This window comes from Bartonella sp. WD16.2, assembly GCF_002022505.1.
GTDB lineage: Bacteria > Pseudomonadota > Alphaproteobacteria > Rhizobiales > Rhizobiaceae > Bartonella.
The window spans coordinates 759770-777314 of sequence record NZ_CP019781.1; the positions used below are offsets into that span (position 1 = coordinate 759770).

Annotated in this window: 19 protein-coding genes and 2 tRNA genes; 20 read left to right on the plus strand and 1 reads right to left on the minus strand. The window is 40.9% G+C overall.

Annotated elements, in window-relative coordinates:
* Position 1 precedes the first annotated feature (1 nt).
* Genes BWD162_RS03165 through BWD162_RS03225 form a run of 14 tightly spaced genes read left to right on the plus strand, consistent with a single transcriptional unit; the run spans position 2 to position 12917 of the window.
* Entirely contained in the window at positions 2–697 is a 696-nt protein-coding gene (locus BWD162_RS03165; RefSeq protein ID WP_078705404.1) for a phage adaptor protein, read from the plus strand.
* The gene (locus tag BWD162_RS03170) at positions 697–2154 is read left to right on the plus strand and encodes a hypothetical protein (protein WP_078705405.1); all 1458 of its coding nucleotides are present in this window, start codon (positions 697–699) and stop codon (positions 2152–2154) included. The genes BWD162_RS03165 and BWD162_RS03170 overlap by 1 nt, the downstream gene beginning before the upstream one ends.
* Positions 2151–2594, plus strand: coding sequence for a hypothetical protein (locus tag BWD162_RS03175; protein WP_236824129.1), 444 nt, complete (start codon positions 2151–2153; stop codon positions 2592–2594). Before BWD162_RS03170 ends, BWD162_RS03175 begins: the two co-directional genes overlap by 4 nt.
* The gene (locus BWD162_RS03180) at positions 2581–3624 is read left to right on the plus strand and encodes a tail fiber domain-containing protein (RefSeq protein WP_078705406.1); all 1044 of its coding nucleotides are present in this window, start codon (positions 2581–2583) and stop codon (positions 3622–3624) included. Before BWD162_RS03175 ends, BWD162_RS03180 begins: the two co-directional genes overlap by 14 nt.
* Positions 3624–4370, plus strand: coding sequence for a hypothetical protein (locus BWD162_RS03185; protein WP_078705407.1), 747 nt, complete (start codon positions 3624–3626; stop codon positions 4368–4370). Before BWD162_RS03180 ends, BWD162_RS03185 begins: the two co-directional genes overlap by 1 nt.
* On the plus strand, positions 4370–5434 hold the full coding sequence (locus BWD162_RS03190) for a hypothetical protein (protein WP_078705408.1): 1065 nt from the start codon (positions 4370–4372) through the stop codon (positions 5432–5434). Before BWD162_RS03185 ends, BWD162_RS03190 begins: the two co-directional genes overlap by 1 nt.
* Positions 5427–7859 carry a hypothetical protein gene (locus tag BWD162_RS03195; RefSeq protein WP_078705409.1) on the plus strand — a complete coding sequence of 811 codons (2433 nt, stop codon included), beginning with the start codon at positions 5427–5429 and terminating at the stop codon, positions 7857–7859. Before BWD162_RS03190 ends, BWD162_RS03195 begins: the two co-directional genes overlap by 8 nt.
* Positions 7859–8722, plus strand: coding sequence for a transglycosylase SLT domain-containing protein (locus BWD162_RS03200; RefSeq protein WP_078705410.1), 864 nt, complete (start codon positions 7859–7861; stop codon positions 8720–8722). The genes BWD162_RS03195 and BWD162_RS03200 overlap by 1 nt, the downstream gene beginning before the upstream one ends.
* Positions 8715–9695: a tail fiber protein gene (locus BWD162_RS03205; protein WP_078705411.1), complete on the plus strand. Its 981-nt coding sequence runs from the start codon at positions 8715–8717 to the stop codon at positions 9693–9695. The genes BWD162_RS03200 and BWD162_RS03205 overlap by 8 nt, the downstream gene beginning before the upstream one ends.
* A gap of 12 nt (positions 9696–9707) precedes the next feature.
* The gene (locus tag BWD162_RS03210) at positions 9708–9968 is read left to right on the plus strand and encodes a hypothetical protein (protein WP_078705412.1); all 261 of its coding nucleotides are present in this window, start codon (positions 9708–9710) and stop codon (positions 9966–9968) included.
* A 13-nt stretch (positions 9969–9981) separates the two neighbouring features.
* The gene (locus tag BWD162_RS07885; protein ID WP_236824130.1) at positions 9982–10266 is read left to right on the plus strand and encodes a hypothetical protein; all 285 of its coding nucleotides are present in this window, start codon (positions 9982–9984) and stop codon (positions 10264–10266) included.
* Positions 10267–10296: 30 nt separating this feature from the next.
* Positions 10297–12012, plus strand: coding sequence for a hypothetical protein (locus BWD162_RS08105; RefSeq protein WP_261340772.1), 1716 nt, complete (start codon positions 10297–10299; stop codon positions 12010–12012).
* 15 nt (positions 12013–12027) lie between these two features.
* Positions 12028–12693, plus strand: a complete 666-nt coding sequence (locus BWD162_RS03220) for a lysozyme (protein ID WP_078705413.1) — start codon at positions 12028–12030, stop codon at positions 12691–12693.
* Entirely contained in the window at positions 12690–12917 is a 228-nt protein-coding gene (locus tag BWD162_RS03225) for a hypothetical protein (protein WP_078705414.1), read from the plus strand. Before BWD162_RS03220 ends, BWD162_RS03225 begins: the two co-directional genes overlap by 4 nt.
* 258 nt (positions 12918–13175) lie before the next feature.
* On the opposite strand, the gene BWD162_RS03235 is transcribed toward BWD162_RS03225, so the two are convergent.
* Positions 13176–13251 (minus strand) — tRNA-Val (locus BWD162_RS03235).
* A 194-nt stretch (positions 13252–13445) separates the two neighbouring features.
* Here BWD162_RS03235 and BWD162_RS03240 point away from each other — a divergent pair.
* The 6 genes from BWD162_RS03240 (at position 13446) to nuoE (ending at position 17414) form a co-directional block, all read left to right on the plus strand.
* Positions 13446–13522 (plus strand) — tRNA-Asp (locus BWD162_RS03240).
* A gap of 311 nt (positions 13523–13833) precedes the next feature.
* Positions 13834–14199, plus strand: coding sequence for an NADH-quinone oxidoreductase subunit A (locus BWD162_RS03245; RefSeq protein WP_078706128.1), 366 nt, complete (start codon positions 13834–13836; stop codon positions 14197–14199).
* On the plus strand, positions 14190–14771 hold the full coding sequence (locus tag BWD162_RS03250; protein WP_078705416.1) for a NuoB/complex I 20 kDa subunit family protein: 582 nt from the start codon (positions 14190–14192) through the stop codon (positions 14769–14771). Before BWD162_RS03245 ends, BWD162_RS03250 begins: the two co-directional genes overlap by 10 nt.
* A gap of 13 nt (positions 14772–14784) precedes the next feature.
* On the plus strand, positions 14785–15393 hold the full coding sequence (locus BWD162_RS03255; protein ID WP_078705417.1) for an NADH-quinone oxidoreductase subunit C: 609 nt from the start codon (positions 14785–14787) through the stop codon (positions 15391–15393).
* A gap of 180 nt (positions 15394–15573) precedes the next feature.
* Positions 15574–16764 (plus strand): NADH-quinone oxidoreductase subunit D, encoded by a 1191-nt coding sequence (locus tag BWD162_RS03260; protein WP_078706129.1) that lies wholly within the window; start codon positions 15574–15576, stop codon positions 16762–16764.
* Positions 16764–17414, plus strand: a complete 651-nt coding sequence (nuoE, locus tag BWD162_RS03265; RefSeq protein ID WP_078705418.1) for an NADH-quinone oxidoreductase subunit NuoE — start codon at positions 16764–16766, stop codon at positions 17412–17414. The genes BWD162_RS03260 and nuoE overlap by 1 nt, the downstream gene beginning before the upstream one ends.
* Positions 17415–17545 lie beyond the last annotated feature (131 nt).

Consider the following 17545-nt stretch of genomic DNA (forward strand, 5'->3'; position numbering starts at 1 on the left):
CATGGCTATTATGATTCATACAGGCGGCCCCATTGAGATAAAAGGGGAGATTATTCCTCATGATCAAAATTTTATTCAGATGGTTGGTGATATTCAAGATGAGATTGATGATCAAACCAATGAATATGTTGATCAAGTACAAAAGGTGATATTTTCAGCTATTCGCTTTTGTGAACGGTTTCCCTTTTATTTCAATGAAAGCCGTGAGGTTGTTTTAACCACATTGCAAGGCAAAAGCCGCTATGGAGATGAGGCTCATCCTTCAATCAGTGGGGCTATTCAGATTATTGATGCTTATATTGATGGGAATAATCATAGTAAGTCAAAGCTTTTGCGGGTAGACCCGATGGAGATTGAAGGGTTTGATGAGGCTCATCGTGGTTTGCCCACACGCTATGCTTATTTTGCACGAAAGCTTGTTTTCTATCCAACACCCGATGATGTTTATTCTATCAGGCTTATTCTTGATCCTATACGGGTTAAAACTATTGAGAATGCGAGGCAAGCATCTGTATGGTTTTTGGAAGCTTATGAGCTTATCAAAACCCGTGCAAAATATGAGTTATATGCCAATATACTCAAAGAGCCACAGATGGCAGCAACAGCCCTTGCGATGTTTCAAGAACAGTTAAACGTTCTTCAAATTGAGACCTCACGGCGTAAAAACTTTGCACAGATTCAACACACGGATTTCTGATGACTTTTATCCCTATTGCTGAATTTAGACCAGACACTGCATTTATAAACAGTGGCTATTCGAATGAGATTGTGAATGTTTTACCTGCCCCTCAGGCTTATATTCCCTTTCCAACGGTTGCACCTATCTCAGATCCGTTTCCCGATGAGATTTTAAGCGTGTATGCTGTGCGTTCATCAGGTGGTGTGCGGATCATTGTTGGTTCACCAACAAAGCTTTACGCGTTTGATAATAGTACGCGTGGATGGAAAGATATCAGCAAGCCTGATACGCTCTATCATGCCAATGAGACAACGCCTTGGTCTTTTGCTTCTTTTGGGGATTACATCATTGCTGTTAATAGTAATGATGCACCACAGGTGCTTTCTTTAAAAAAGGATGAGAGATTTGATGATTTGGGAGGGGAGCCTCCACGGGCTGGTATTGTGCGTGTTTGGGGTGATTTTGTTTGTTTGATGAAGCTTACAGATTATCCAAACCGTGTGCATTGGTCAGGGTTAAATGATGCGCAGTTTTGGACTATTGGGAAAAACAGCTGTGATTATCAAGATTTTCCAGATGGTGAATATGTTCAAGGTTCAACACAAGCAACCAACCCATTTATTTTTATGCGATCGGCCATTTACCATGCGACATTTGTGCCGGGCTCGAAGATTATATTTAGTTTTACAAAAATAAAGGATAAAATAGGAGCCAAAAGCAGCACAGCCATTGCAAGCCGTGGGGAACATACTTTCTTTGTCGCTGATGATGGGTTTTACCAGATCAATAATGAAGGGGAGATGCTGCCTATTGGGTTTGGTAAAGTCGATAAAACGGTTTTTGCACTTTATCATAACTTTTCTATTGATGACATGCACGCGTGCATTGATCCAGTTTATTCACGGGTGTACTTTTCGATCAATGACGATATCGCTGGAATGCATATTTATGTGTATGATTGGATCTTGCAAACATGGAGTGTCATCAAGGGGCATGATCTTTTCTTATTTCCCTTATTTGCAGTGGGGTATACCTTAGAAGGTCTCGATGAAGTCTCTAATCGTTTGATAGATTTGCCCGCTTCTCTTGATAGTAAGATATGGCAAAATGGTGCCCCTGTCTTAGGAGCGTTTAATCAAGACAATAGATTTGGGCTTTTTGCAGGCCCGCCGATGGAAGCGGTGATTACCTCACAGACGATGGGTAATACGACAAGACAGATCAACCTGATGAGTGAGGCTTTTGTTCAAGCCGATACAACAGAAGGTTTATTAAGTGTTGGGGCTGCTTTTATTCTGGATGATGACAATCGGTTTCATTGGGCAGACGAGCGTTATGCGGGCTATAATCACGGGATGTATAATATTCGCTCACGGGCGCGTTATCACGCGTTGCGTCTCAGGATTCCAGAAGGCACGCCGTGGACGCATATGACAGGTTTTGAAGTAACACTCAAACCTGCAGGTATCAGATGAATTTGAAGGTTTATAACACACAGCAATGGAGTGCTGAGCAAATAGCACCCTATTGGCGTGATATCTTAAAATCGATTGCTTATTTTATTGATAAGTTTCCCGATGATTATGATCTTGAGACGCTTTTGAACGATATTTTAAAGGGAGAAAAGCTTCTTTGGATTATCGTTGATGAGCATGAAAATTTTATGGCTCATATCACTACACAATTGGATCATCTTGTTACAGGGGTAAAGCGTGCGGTTATTGTGACGCTTGGTGGAACAGGTGGTCAGCATTTAAGTCAGATTATTCCGCATATTGAGGACTATTACAAAGAACAAGGGGCAGACGAGCTTATCATCATAGGCCGGCGTGGATGGGAGAGATCTCTTAAAGCGCATGGCTACTGCGTTAATCTTTTAGAATATAGAAAGCAGCTTTACCATGGGAAAGAATAAAAAACCAAAGGTAACACAAAATACAACACAGACAAATGCACCACCAGCATGGGCACAAGGTATTTTTGAGCTTGGTGCCAATGATGCGATGAATCTTTACAATAGTGGCAGTGGAAAGGAGGTTTATCAGGGGGATCGTGTTACCAATTTGAGTGATCAGACATTGGGTGCGATTACAGGGCTTAACAACACGGCTCAAAGCTATAATAACAGCTATTTAAATGGGCTTGCCACGGGACCAAATGCAGCAAGTCAAAATTTAAGCAACATGGCTTCTGGGGCGCAAATAGGCGCTAACCCTTATTTTAATGAAGCCCTTCAAAACACCTTAAATAATACGGCGAGCTCTATTAACAGCTCAATGTCAGGGGCAGGGCGTTATGGTTCGGGAGCACATACGGGCGTTCTTGCCAATGAATTGGGGGGTATTGCAACCCAAGCGATGGCACAGCAATATAACCAAGATGTTAACAATATGATGGCTGCCAATAGTTTGATTGACCAGGCCAACCAAAACCAGCTTGCAGGGGCTTCGAATTTCTTCCAAGGTCAAGGTCAAGCGAATATGAATGCGCTTGCGGGGGGCAGTTTGATTGATGCCAATAATCAGCAGAAACTTGATGCAGAGCGGGAAAAATGGGAGCAGCAGAATAATCTTGAATGGGATCAGTTAAGTAAGTTACTGGCCGCAGGAGGGGCTGTTTCTGGCAATTACGGTACACAAACAGGGCAATCGACAACGCTTGTTCAAAACAATCCATGGGCAACTATTGGAGGTATTGGGGGCATTTTTGGTGGAATGCCGGGGTTAAGTGATCGAAGAGCAAAAGAGAACATTGTTGAAGTTGGGTATAGGAATGGCCATAAACTCTATGACTATAATTACAAAGGGTGCTCTAAGTGCTATAGAGGGGTGATGGCGCAAGATATTCTTGCAACAAACCCTGAGGCTGTTTTCTTAAATACTGTCACCGGTCTTTTGCATGTTGATTATAGCAAGCTTGGTTTTGATATGGAAAGGGTTGCTTAATGTCTAGATTTTATGCGTTAGATCCATCTTTGGATCAAGAAGATGGCCGCAATAATAAAGGGATGATGTCTTTAGCCCGTCGTATGCCATTTCGAGATCTTGTCCGCTACAGCTTATCCGTTCCTATCCATCTACTCGACAAGAATGTATGGCCTAAAAAAATTGATTTTCCAGATCTTATTCGAGGCTATTATAAGGAGCCTGAAGAAACGGGCAAAAAAGGGCTTAAAGATTTAATTGTATCTGTTGCGGATTTAAAAGATCAGATGGCCCCTTTATCGGATTATTCGATCAAAACAAACAATACACCGCAATACGATAAGAGTAACTCTCTAGGGCATGGTGAATCATTGATTTCCCAATCTGAATTTGTTTCTCCTATTGATATGCCTTCACAAAATGAAGCAGAGCAACAGCAAAAAGATGCAATGAATTATATTGCTGAGCTCAACAGAAGATCTGCTAGAGAGCAATTGCAGACGAATGCACCTTTAAATGAAAATGCGCCTTTGAGTGAGGAGGGTGCTTTACAGACAAATGATAAGTCAGAGCAAGAACAAGAATCTTTAAATGCACCTGAAAACTTTATTAATTCACAAGGTCAGCCAGAGCAGCTTGCCAATAGTGAAGCAGACGATTTTTTCCAAAGATTAGCGGGGGTAATGGCCATGCGGGGGTTCAAGACAAAGACAGTGCGGGTTCTTTATGGGATCGTTTTAAGAATTCGGAGTTTTCAGAGCGTTTAATGGACTCTTTTGCTGGTCTTGCTTCAGGGCAAACACCTCAAGAGAGCTTTTCAAATGCAGCACTTAAATTGCGCCAGGGCAATAGTGAGCGGGCTCAACGTCAGCAAACTTTGAACGTTTTACAATCCAAAGGATATAGTGATCAAGAGGCGCAAGCAATTGCACAAAACCCTGATCTTTCTATGAAAATCATGAGTGATACGCTAAGCCCTGCTGGTCTTAAGGAGGGCTATAGAATACTGACACCCGAAGAAAAGGAAGCATACGGCTTGCCCGGTGATATGGCTTACCAAATATCAACACAGACGGGCAAGATTGAATATCTCAAGGGAACAGAAAGGACAGATGATCCTAACAATATGCTTTCAAGGCCTGAGCTTGGACATATGTATGTTAAAGATGAAAATGGCAACATACGTTCTGTACTTATTCCAGGAAGCGATGCAGAGCGTAAAAGAATAGATGAAGAGAACAAGAAAAAAATAGAATTTGCAAACAAATCTTTTGAAGCAGCAAAGTTCATTGGAATGGTAGAAAAATTAAAGGAAAAATTGGATAAAAATCCTAACGTTGTTGGTTGGTATGGTTATTGGGGATCGTTCTTTCCAGCATCAGAGGCATCTCGATTTAAGTCTATGCTTAATGTTATTAAGGCCAACATTGCAATTGATAAATTGCAACAAATGAAACATTATTCTCCAAATGGAGCATCGGGCTTTGGGAACTTATCTAACGTTGAATTTATGGCACTGCAGAACTCTATAGCTGCTTTAGAGCAAGACCTTTCACCTGAGCAGATGAAAGAATCTTTCCAAACGATTATTGATACTTACGAGAAAGCCAATAAAGCAACGCGGATACTTCTTTTTAGTGAAGGAGAAGTATCACCTGAACTTGTTCAAGAAGCATACGGACTTGAGGCTTATCAAAATCAAGATAAGGCGCAACAGACGCAAGATGAGCAGCCACGTGTGACGGAATATACGCAATTTGATACGTTACCAGAAGGTTATGCATTCCTTGATAGTGACAATCGCGTTAGAAGGAAACAAAGCAATGGCTGAGTTAAGACAACCCATGATAAACGAAAAGCCTTTTGATAAGCGATTAGTTGATAAGCGATTGCTTGATACAAACTATAATAATGCTGAAGTTCTTGGTCATATAAGTGACTTTACTCCAGAACAACTCCGAGAGATTTTCTCAAGGAATAAAGAATTACTTGCTAAAGCAAGACAAAATGGTTCTATCACAAACAATAATAAACCAACGACACAAAATAAACCAACGACACAAGAAGATAGCCCTAAAACGAATACTATGGAAGCTTTGGGATGGGGATCAGTTCACGGAGTGACTTTGGGCTATGATGATGAAATAGCAGCAGCAAAAGATGCACTTTTTACGGACGAAACATATGACGATTCAGTGAAAAGACGGCGTGATTATCAAAAGTTGTTGGCAAAAGAGCATCCTTATGCTTATTTCGCTGGTAATTTAGCTGGTGGTGTGGCAGCCATAGTTCCTGCAATAGTTGGAGGCCCTGTTGTAGCGGGTGGTGCTGCTATTGGACGTGGTGCACTTGCTGCTGGACGAGGTATAGCTGCTGCTATACGTGCTGCTCCTGCTGCTATGCGCGCTATGCCTTCAGTTGTACGCGCTGTTCCCGCTGCTATGCGTGCTGCTCCTGCTGCTGTTGGACGTGGTGCACTTGCTACTGGACGTGCTATTCCCGGTGCTATACGTGCTACTCCTACTGCTGCAAAAGCTGTAGGTAAAGCTGTAATGAGTCCTGTAAATAAGGCAGCCACAAGAACTTCAGGTGCAGCTGCAGATTATATAAGTAGAGCAGAGGCAAAAGCATTTCATTCTGCATTAGCGCAAGGTGCCACACGGGCAGAAGCAAAACTTGCAGGGGAAGCAACTGCAAAGAAAGCCGTAGCAAAGTTTAATACAATACGCGCAGCAAAAATCGGTGGAATCTATGGAGCTATAGCAGGAAGTGGTGAAGGGGAAGGTTGGGGGAATACTATAGTAACTACTGGATTTGGTGGGGCATTTGGTGGTCTTACACCCTTTGCTCTATCAGCAGCAGCGCCTCTTGTCACAAAACCAGCTAGTGCAACGACTTCTTTTGTTAAAAAAACGCTTCCAAAATGGGTTCGTGGAAGTCAACCAGGTGAAGTTCAAATAAGCAACAAAGCGCTTAAAGAGATAAGTCGTGCTTTAGACAGTGCAGGTATTCATGATCTAGACAAGGCTTTAAAGTGGAAAGGTCCTGATTCAATGATCATTGATTTAAGTGATCAGCTTGCTGCACGGGCTTTAAGAGAGGCAAAAAAAGACTATCCTACACATTCAATAATGAGCAATCGTTTAGGAGCTAGGCAAGCTGAAAGTACTCAACGTGTAAGGGAAAGACTAAATGAAACACTCGGTAAGAAAGTTAATACACTTGATTTAAAGCAAGACATTATTAACACCGCAAAAAGAGAGGCTGAACCGCTCTATGAAAAGGCATTTACTGCACCCATTGCAGAGTCTGTTATGAAAGATTTACAGCTTTTAGAAGAAAGTCCTGCATTTAATGACGCACGTAAAAAAGCAATTGCGGGTTTGTTGAATGTGGGAGATGAAACAGTTATAGCAAACCGTAAAAATCCAGAAATGAGTATGCAGATTTTGCACAGAATAAAGGGCGATATAGACAATCAGATTAAATTAGCTCTTAGAGAAGACAATCAAACACACGCTGCAGATTTGATGAATGTGAAGGAACGTTTGCTTCGTGTTTTAGATACATCATCTCCACATTATACCCAAGCAAGAAAGTTTTACCATGACGAGCGCACTCTTGGCAGCGCCTTATCTCAAGGTGAAAAAGCGTTTGATAAGAATGTTACGCTTGATATGATCAAAAATCAGCTTTCAGGCTTGGAATCTAAAGAACTGGATGCGTTTAGAAAAGGTGCACGTTCACAGATAGAACATGCAGCAGCCAATGTACAAAGCCCTGAAAATAGTCTTTCAAGCTTGTTTAATACGCAAGGTGGGCAAGAAAAATTACAGCTCATTTATGGTAAGGATAAAGCAAACCAAATGATGAAAGCTTTACGGCCAGAGGTTGAGAGATCAGAGTTATTTGCTCGCCTTCCAAGGAACGAGGGTGAGCTCGGATCAAAGGCAGGAGAAGCACTTGATAATGTAAGTAAGTCTAGCCTTCGTACTACAATAATGAATTTTTTTACAGGGTCAGTAAAGCGTGGAGTGTCATCAATCGATAAAAATATCGAGAGAGATATTGCAGAACTGATAACAGCCCATGAACGTGGGGATGTTAGGTTATCGAGACAAAAATCTGTTGAGTTAATTAACAAGTTTCGTAAAGCAGAACGGAAGCGTTTAATCACACAAGAAGAATTTGTAAAATTCATCAATTTGCTTAATGTTCTATCGACGGGCAGCTATATTAGAGGGCTTAAAAATTAATGATCAATTTTCATCCTCATGTTCACAGTGCCATTTCCCAAGCGGCACAAAGGTATAATTTACCCGAAAGCTTTCTTAAACGCGTTGCGATGATAGAAAGTGGTGGTGATCCCAATGCAAGAAATAAGAACAGTAGTGCAGGTGGGCTTTATCAATTCTTAGATTCAACAGCACGCCAATATAAGCTGGATAACAAGTTTGACCCCCTTCAATCGATTGATGCGATGGCACGGTTTACCAAAGACAATATTCGTTATTTGCAAACAGCTTTGGGAAGAGCCCCTTCAGAAGCTGAACTTTACTTAGCACACCAACAAGGGCCAGCGGGGGCAGCAAGGCTTATTAAGAACCCCGATGCACCAGCAAGCCAACTGTTAAGCCCCCAGGCAGTAGCCCTTAATGGTGGCCGCCCTGGTGCAACAGCAGGTGATTTTATGAATCATGTTTATCAGCTGTACAATAAAACAGCTCAACCTCAGCAAGGGTATAGGAATGCAGTTCCAAATAATGAAGCGGTTCCACCACGTGGCATGCAAAGGCTTCAAAATATAATGCAGGGTGATCAATTGGTTGCACAGAATGCTCCATTGCAGGAGCAGGGTGGTCATGCTGATTTTCTAAAAAAAGGCGTGGCGGGTTTAACGCAGTTAATCAAAGAGAATGCGCAAAATTATGATCAACAAATACAGTTGGCACAAAATCAAATGATGCAGCAGCCTGTGTTTGCACAAGCAGGAGCACGCCCTGCGGATTTAACGCCTTTGATTAGTCCTCGCCGCCAGCCATCTTCTTTCAATGGTCGACAAAGAGGAGATCAATTGCGCAAAGAGTTCTTAACAAGGGCAGGAGTTTATAATGTCTGATATTTATGATTGGTCACTGACAGCGGATACAAACGCACACTCAGATGATATTATTAATTGGGCACAAGGACAGCCGCCCAGTTCTGTTAATAATAGTGCCCGTGCTATGATGCAGCGTATACGAGAATATCTTGCAGATAATGGTGGGACAATTGAAGCAAAGTTTATTGTTAACAGTCAAGAAAAGACGACATCAATTACACTCAATACAGTTTCTCCTATCACGGAATATAAGAATGATATTTTTATACGTTTTAGGGCCAGTGATACCAATGTTGGTGCAACAACAATAACTGTCAATAGCTTGAGTGAGAAGTCTATTTATAAAATGACTGATATAGGTGTTATATCATTAGAAGGTGGTGAGCTACAAAAGGATGGCATTTATGAGCTGATCTATAGTAACAGCACATTAACAAGAAGTCTTGATGGTTGGTATTTATTAAACCCAACACCCAAAACACCTCCTCAGATAGAAATCTTTCCTCCTGGGTTTATTGCGACATTTGCAATGAAAGAAGTGCCAGGTGGTTGGCTTTTGTGTGATGGTGCAAGCTATGAGCGTGTAAAATATCCTCGGTTGTTCAAGGCAATAGATATATATTGGGGAGCAGATAGCGATACTACTTTTAGAGTGCCCGATTTTAGGGGGATATTTCTACGTGGTTTTGATAATGGGCGTGGTATAGATCAGGGTAGAAAATTTGCCGAAAAGCAGCAAGATAGCTTGAAAGCACATACACATGGCTGCACCATTGAAATGTCAGGGGCGCATGTGCACCAGTTTCAGTATGAGGCGTTAAGAAGACCTGGCAGTCCTATTGGTGGAAGAAACCCTGCCTTTTATAGCCAAAATATAAGAGCAAATACAGGCTCAGCAGGTGCACACACGCATAGTGCCACGATTTCTTCAACAGGTACAGCAGAAACACGCCCTGTTAATACAACGGTTGTTTACGCCATAAAATCATAAGGTTTTTTACAGATGATCAATAATCCATCGGCAATTGATGAGATTGCCGACACAGGGCAGATTCGTGTTCTTTTTTATGCAAGTCATAGATTAGTCCATGCGCCATTAAATAAGGTTCTTGATAAGGTCAAAGACGATATTCAGCATGATCTTTCAAACACTCTTATAGCTTATCAAAAAGAGACAAATAAACGCATTGAGGCTTTGCAAGAAGCTATTGATGAATTGCGTTTGCAACTTGTCAATCTAACACATCCCGAAGATACAAATTAAGGAATTCAAAGCGATGCCTATTCCCTATCACACACACAAGTTTGAAATTGAACCAGCAACAAATAAGGAAGTCAAAGAAGGTGTTTTAGACAGTAAAGTTGTTGCACCCTCTTCATTGGGCAGTGCAGCGGCTTATTCTGTGGGTTATTTTGCGACTGCTGCTCAAGGAAAGAAAGCTGATGAGGCCGTTGCAAAAAGAGATGTTGGAGCACTTGCTTACAAAGATACGGTTACAGTTAATGATATAAGCACAAGTGGTGATCCTAGTGAGAATACAGTTCTATCGGGTACTGGCTGAATAAAGCTATCGCCTTTAGGAATTGGTGATATGAGTGCTGCTATTTATGATCCTACTCATGTGAGGTCAGATGCCTTTTCTATGGAGAATATGACTGAAGGTGATACAAAAAAGATTTTGACTGCAGAAGAAAGAGTAAAGCTACAGTGGATAAGTTCTGAATGCCCTACAATAGAAAAATGGAAGAAGGCAGATGAGGATATCAATTATCCTATATCTCCTGCTGATCTTAAAGGCACCATCACTCATTTTGCATTATCAAAACCTCTTGCGATGTCAAAATCAGTTTATGATCCAGATAAAATAGCAAAGGATGTTTTTGCTATGGATCATATGAAAGAGGGGGAGAAACACCTTATCCTAACGCCTCAAGAACGTATTCAGATTACAAAGGTTAATCAAATTGAAGAGGTTGCACAGCAAGCACAAACAACAGCTCAATATGGGGTCAATGTAGCAAATGAAGCTAAAAAGACTGCGGAGAGTGCTTTAAGCACAGCAAAGGATGCGCAAAGCACTGCTGATAAAGCGCAAGGTACTACCGATAAGGCACAAAAAGCAGTTGATCTCATTCCCCCTCTTGAAAAGCAAGACTGGATTGATGGTATCAAAGCAGAAAATGCACTGATATCACCGGCTCATTTGGTTGCTTCTATTAAAGCAAATAGTGGCGGCAGTAGTGGGGGCAGCAGCAATAGTGTGGGTGTAGGTGTTAGCAAACCTATTGAGATTTTCATGACGGAAAGTGGGGAAATTGCATGGCCAGAAGGGACCACTGAAGATACCGAGCTTGAAATATGGGCTTGGGGTGGTGGTAATGCTGGTGATGATAATGCTCGTCATGGTGGTGCTGGTGGGTGTTGTGCATATGTGAGAACAAAGAAAAAGTTTCTTGGCAACAATACAGTGACTATCGGCAAGGGTGGGAAAACAGCTACGAATAATCGTATCAGAGGAGAGGATACAAAAGTTGGTCAATTTATTACGGCTTTCAGTGGTGACGGTAATATTTTCCAAGGTGGTATTGATGGTGCTAAGGGCGATGACGGAGCTGATGCAAAGGATGAAAATGGTGTTGGGGGGCGTGGCAATACTGGTAAAGTTGGTAGGATAGGTGGATTTGGCGGGCGTGGAGGGCAAGGGGGTAAAGGCGGTGACAATGGTACTGGCGGTGTTGGAGGAGATGGGGGATGGGGTGGCGATAATTTTTTAAGGAGTGGCGGTCAGGGTGGTTTGGGTGGAAAAGGTGGGCGTGGCGGTACTGGGGGAAGAGGGGGTAATGGAGGTCGTGGGGGTGAGTGTATATATGATTGTGGTGGGTCTGGTGGCAATGGCGGCAATGGCGGTGAGGGAAGTCCTAACGGCAAAAGCGGTGATGGAGGTCGTGGGGGGCATGGTGGCAATAGTATGTGGGGCGGTGGCGGAGGGGGTAGTATCGGAGGAGAAGGAGGTGATGGTAATGTTGGAGGCACTAAAGGAATTGGTGGCAAAGGCGGTAATGGTGGTGTTGGTGGAAACAGTATTTATGGCGGTGCAGGTGGAGGTGGTTTAGGCGGTAAAGGTGAGCAGAATGGTAATGATGGCGTTGGCGGACGTGGGGGACATAGCATGTGGGGTGGTCATGGTGGACGAGGGAGTGTTGGTTATTATGGTGGTGGCGGTGGATATTTTCCCGGAAAAGATGCGACATCTTCATCAAGCGGTGCTGGGGGAGATGGTGCTGTATTAATTAAAGTATATTTATAGAAATGGAATGAAACGATGGCACGAAGGATTAGTAAAAACTGTTTAAATTGTTTAAAAAAATGGGAAGGCTTGCGATTAAATGCTTATCAAGATGCATCTGGTGTTTGGACCATTGGGTATGGTCATACCGGAAAAGCTGGTAAACCATTTGTTGTTGAAGGTATGACGATTACCAAGCAAAAAGCTGAAACTATACTTTTAACTGATTTGCAAAAATATGAAGCAGCAGTAGAAAAAGAGGTTTGCGTTGATTTAAATGATGAACAGTTTGGGGCTCTGGTTTCATTTTGTTATAATGTTGGTGTGAATGCTTTTCAGCGTTCTACCTTACTTAAAAAGCTTAATAAAGGGGATTATGAAGCTGTACCGGCTGAATTACAAAAATGGACAATGGCAGATGGCAAACGTTTGAAAGGTTTAGTTCACAGGCGTGCTGCTGAAGCGGGGTTATGGGCAACGAGTGCTTATGTTTCTTCTAATTATCAAGCAGTAGAAGCAAAAGAATCAACAGGTGCTTTTAAAGTAGAAATGTTAGCGCCTATCATTGGGTCTTTTTCAGGACTTGGAGGATTACTTGCTGGCAATGGTCCAGTTCAGTGGGCTTTTGCGGCAATTATGGTTTTAGCAGCTTGTGTCGGTATTGCGTTTGTTGCTCAACGTTTTTGGGAGCAACGGCTGTGATTTGGTGGGGAAAGAAATATTTGTTGATGGTGGCGGCGGCTTTTGCCGCTTTTTTTGTAACTTTAGCTAAGATTTTTCGGTTTGGCAAAAAAGCTGAGCAACGCAAACGAACTGAGAAAACTTTAAAAATAGCTATAACACGGTTTGAAGTAGAAGATGAAGTTAACAAGAAAAGTGATGTGGATATACGCTCTGATCTGTCTGAGTGGGTGCGTAAAGAATGACTATGTTTCTTGCCTAGGATGGATGCCAATTTATTTAGGTAAGCAAGACTACGATGGCATCAGTTCAAATTTAGCACGAGACATTTTAAAACATAATGAAAACGGAAAACGTTCTTGTGGATGGAAACCTATTAACACAAGTTAAAGGTGATTTATAAGGGTAAGTTGCAAAATCCTATTCCCTAACCTGGTTATTTTATCCCTAACCTTAAAAAAATATTAATAAAATCAATGGGTTATAGGGGTAAAAAAGGCATATGGTGGGCAATGAGAGACTCGAACTCCCGACATCCTCGGTGTAAACGAGGCGCTCTACCAGCTGAGCTAATCGCCCAATCAATGATTTGTCATTGAACGAAAGCTTTTTAAGAAAAATTTTATTTAAACGCAAGAATAAAAGATATTTTTGTTTGATATTTTTTAAAGGATGCTAAATTTTTATTTTTTTTGAAAAAAACGCATTAAGAATGCTTGACAGAAACGAATGAACCTCTTACACCAGCTGAACAATTGGTTCGAAAGAAATGCGCGGGTGTAGCTCAGTTGGTTAGAGTGCTGGCCTGTCACGCCGGAGGTCGCGGGTTCGAGCCCCGTCACTCGCGCCATTTTATAGCATCTTCCTAATTTGCTTTTGTAGTGTACACATTTCATTCGCAAAGTATTAAAATTTAGTGTTGGCTATAAAAATCTTTTTAACATCTCAATTTTTTTCCTTTATTTATATAGTTTATGTGAATAGGGGCTTGCGTCTTTTTTCGCACTGCTGTACCTATATTAATAAGAAAAAATTGCACGGCATGCCTTTTGAAGCTGTACGAGCGGGAGTAGCGGGATAATTATGATAATTTATGTGCTTATCTAAACAATATCAAATAATCACGTTATTTTGGGCATTCTATTAAAGCGGAAGAAGATGATGACTCATTTGTTGAGTTCTTACTTACCAGTATTAATTTTTATTGTTGTTTCAGCAGTTATTGCGGGAGCTCTTTTAATTACGCCTTATATTGTAGCTTATCGTGCTCCTGATCCTGAAAAATTATCAGCTTATGAATGCGGGTTTAACTCTTTTGATGATGCCCGCATGAAATTTGATATTCGGTTTTATTTGGTTTCAATTTTATTTATTATTTTCGATCTTGAAATTGCTTTTCTTTTTCCTTGGGCTGTTTCGTTTGGCTCAATAGGTATGATGGGTTTTTGGTCAATGATGATATTTTTAACAATTTTGACTGTTGGATTTATATATGAATGGAAAAAGGGGGCTCTTGAATGGGATTAATATTAAATAATTCAACAATTGTAACTCCAAAGTCAAAAGAGTTGACGGGGGTGGATACTGGTGAATTGATAAGTTCTCATGATAAATTTTTTCATGATATAAATGCTGAATTGTCTGATAAGGGGTTTTTAGTAACCTCAGCAGATGCTTTAATAACTTGGGCACGTACTGGCTCATTGATGTGGATGAGTTTTGGTTTAGCCTGTTGTGCTGTTGAAATGATGCAATGTTCGATGCCTCATTATGACAATGAGCGTTTCGGATATGCACCGCGTGCTTCACCTCGTCAATCAGATGTGATGGTGGTTGCTGGTACTCTAACCAATAAAATGGCGCCTGCTTTACGTAAAGTTTATGATCAAATGCCTGAGCCGCGTTATGTGATTTCCATGGGATCGTGTGCAAATGGTGGTGGTTATTATCATTATTCTTATTCAGTTGTGCGTGGATGTGATCGCATAGTGCCGGTAGATATTTATATTCCAGGGTGTCCTCCTACAGCAGAGGCGTTACTTTACGGTATATTATTGTTGCAGAAGAAAATCCGCCGTACTGGATCTATAGAGCGATAGAGGCTTTAGGATAATGTTTGAATCATTAAATGAGCTTTCTACCTATTTGAAAAATCAATTAGGGGATAAAGTGGAAGAAAGTGTTCTTGCGTTTGGCGAATTGACGATTGTGTCACGTCTTGATGCGATTACTGATGTCTTAATGTTTGTGCGTGATGATTCTCGCTGCCAGTTTGTTAATATTACAGATATTAGCGGTGTTGATTATCCTTCTCGAGACAAACGTTTTGATGTCTCTTATCAATTGTTATCTCCTCGTCATAATTTACGGCTTCGTGTTAAAGTACGGACTGACGAAAATGTACCGATTCCCTCTGTATGCTCGATTTATTCTGGAGCAGAGTGGTATGAACGTGAAACGTACGATATGTATGGTATTTTATTTTCTGGTCATCCAGATTTGAGACGTATTCTAACTGATTATGGATTTGAAGGGTATCCTCTACGTAAAGATTTTCCGGTGACAGGATTTGTGGAATGTCGTTATGATAATGAAGTTAAGCGAGTAATCTATGAGCCTGTTGTTTTGCGGCAAGAAATGCGTAATTTTGACTTTCTTTCACCTTGGGAAGGTGCTGAATATATTTTGCCGGATGATGAAAAGATAAACGGCGAAAAATGATATTAGAACTAATAAGAATAATATTGAAACGGGCAGATTTTAGATGATTAATGTTTTTCAAGTAGGGAGGGCATAAATGTCTGCATGTAATAAGCCGCTATCTTGTATTTTGCGATATGGTAAGCAAAACTTTATTGACGTTCAATTAGGAACGTATTTTGAAAGAGCATGGAGTTGATTGTGGCTGAGGTCAATGTCCGGAACTTTAATATTAATTTTGGTCCTCAACATCCTGCGGCGCATGGTGTTTTGCGTATGGTTCTCGAGTTGGATGGTGAAGTTGTTGAACGTGTAGATCCGCATATTGGGTTATTGCATCGTGGTACTGAAAAGTTGATGGAAACGAAAACGTACCTTCAGGCGTGCCCTTATTTAGATCGTTTGGATTATGTTGCTCCTATGAATCAGGAGCATGCCTTTGTGCTTGCTATTGAAAAATTATTGGACATTGAAGTTCCTAAACGAGGACAGTTAATTCGTGTTCTGTTTTCTGAAATTGGACGTATTCTTAATCATTTACTTAATGTGACAACACAAGCGATGGATGTTGGTGCTCTAACACCACCGCTTTGGGGATTTGAGCAGCGTGAACGTTTGATGATTTTTTATGAACGTGCATGCGGTGCACGGCTTCATGCTAATTATTTTCGTCCTGGTGGTGTGCATAGAGATTTGCCGGAATCTTTAATTGAAGATATTGGTAATTTTATTGATCCATTTCTTGTTGCTCTTGGTAAGCTTGATGCGCTTATAACGCCAAATCGAATTTTTAAGCAGAGAAATGTAGATATTGGAGTGGTGAGCAGCGATGAGGCTTGGGCTCGTGGTTTTTCTGGGGTAATGATTCGCGGTGCTGGTGTGCCATGGGATTTGCGTAAAAGTCAGCCTTATGAATGTTATGATGAAATGGAATTTGATATTCCTGTTGGTAAAAATAGCGACTGTTACGATCGTTATCTTATCCGTATGGAAGAAATGCGTCAATCAGCAAAAATTATGCGCCAATGTGTAAATCGTTTGCTTAGTACTGAAAAAAATGGACCAGTTTCAAGTTTGGACCATAAAATTGTGCCACCAAAACGTAGTGAAATGAAAAATTCAATGGAAGCACTTATTCATCATTTTAAACTTTACACGGAAGGGTTTCATACTCCTCCTGGCGAAGTTTATGTTGCTGTAGAGGCGCCAAAGGGTGAATTTGGTGTTTATCTTGTTTCTGATGGAACAAATAAGCCTTATCGGGTTAAATTACGTGCTCCTGGTTTTGCTCATCTTCAGGCTATGGATTTTTTAACTCGGGGTCATATGCTTGCAGATGCAACAGCTATTTTAGGTTCAATTGATATTGTTTTTGGGGAGGTTGATCGCTAATGTCTGTACGTCGTCTTGCAGATGATGTCCACCAACCATTAGAGTTTTCTTTTACAAAAGAAAATCAAGTGTGGGCGAAAAATACCATAGCAAAATACCCTGTAGGGCGTGAGCAGTCAGCTGTAATTCCCCTCTTAATGCGTGTTCAAGAGCAAGAAGGTTGGGTAACACGTGCTGCAATTGAATATATTGCTCAAATGCTTTCAATGGCTTATATTCGTGTTTTAGAAATTGCTACTTTTTATACTCAGTTTCAGCTTAAGCCGGTTGGAACAAAAGCGCATATTCAAGTTTGTGGTACTACTCCTTGTATGTTACGTGGTTCTGGTGAATTAATTAAAGTTTGCCAAAAGAAAATTCATCCTGAACCTTTTATTACTAATAAAGGTGGAACTTTGTCATGGGAAGAGGTGGAATGTCTTGGTGCTTGTGTTAATGCTCCAATGGTTATGATTTTTAAGGATACTTATGAAGATCTTACAGCAGAGCGTCTTGAAGAAATTATAGATGCATTTGAAGCGGGAAAAAATTCTGATATAACTGTAGGGCCACAGAATGGTCGTAAATCATCGGAACCTATAGACGGTTTAACTTCTTTAATTGATGAGAATGAGGGGAAGAAGAAATCATCAAAACTTTCAAAAAAATAGTAAAATAAAAACAGAGTAAATAACTCTTCATTAATAGAGTGTTTATTGTTTGTTTATTTAAAAATATTTTAGTAGAAGTAACAAGTCTTTTGAAAATACTGAAAAATATTGGATTTAGGAAAATGTTGAAA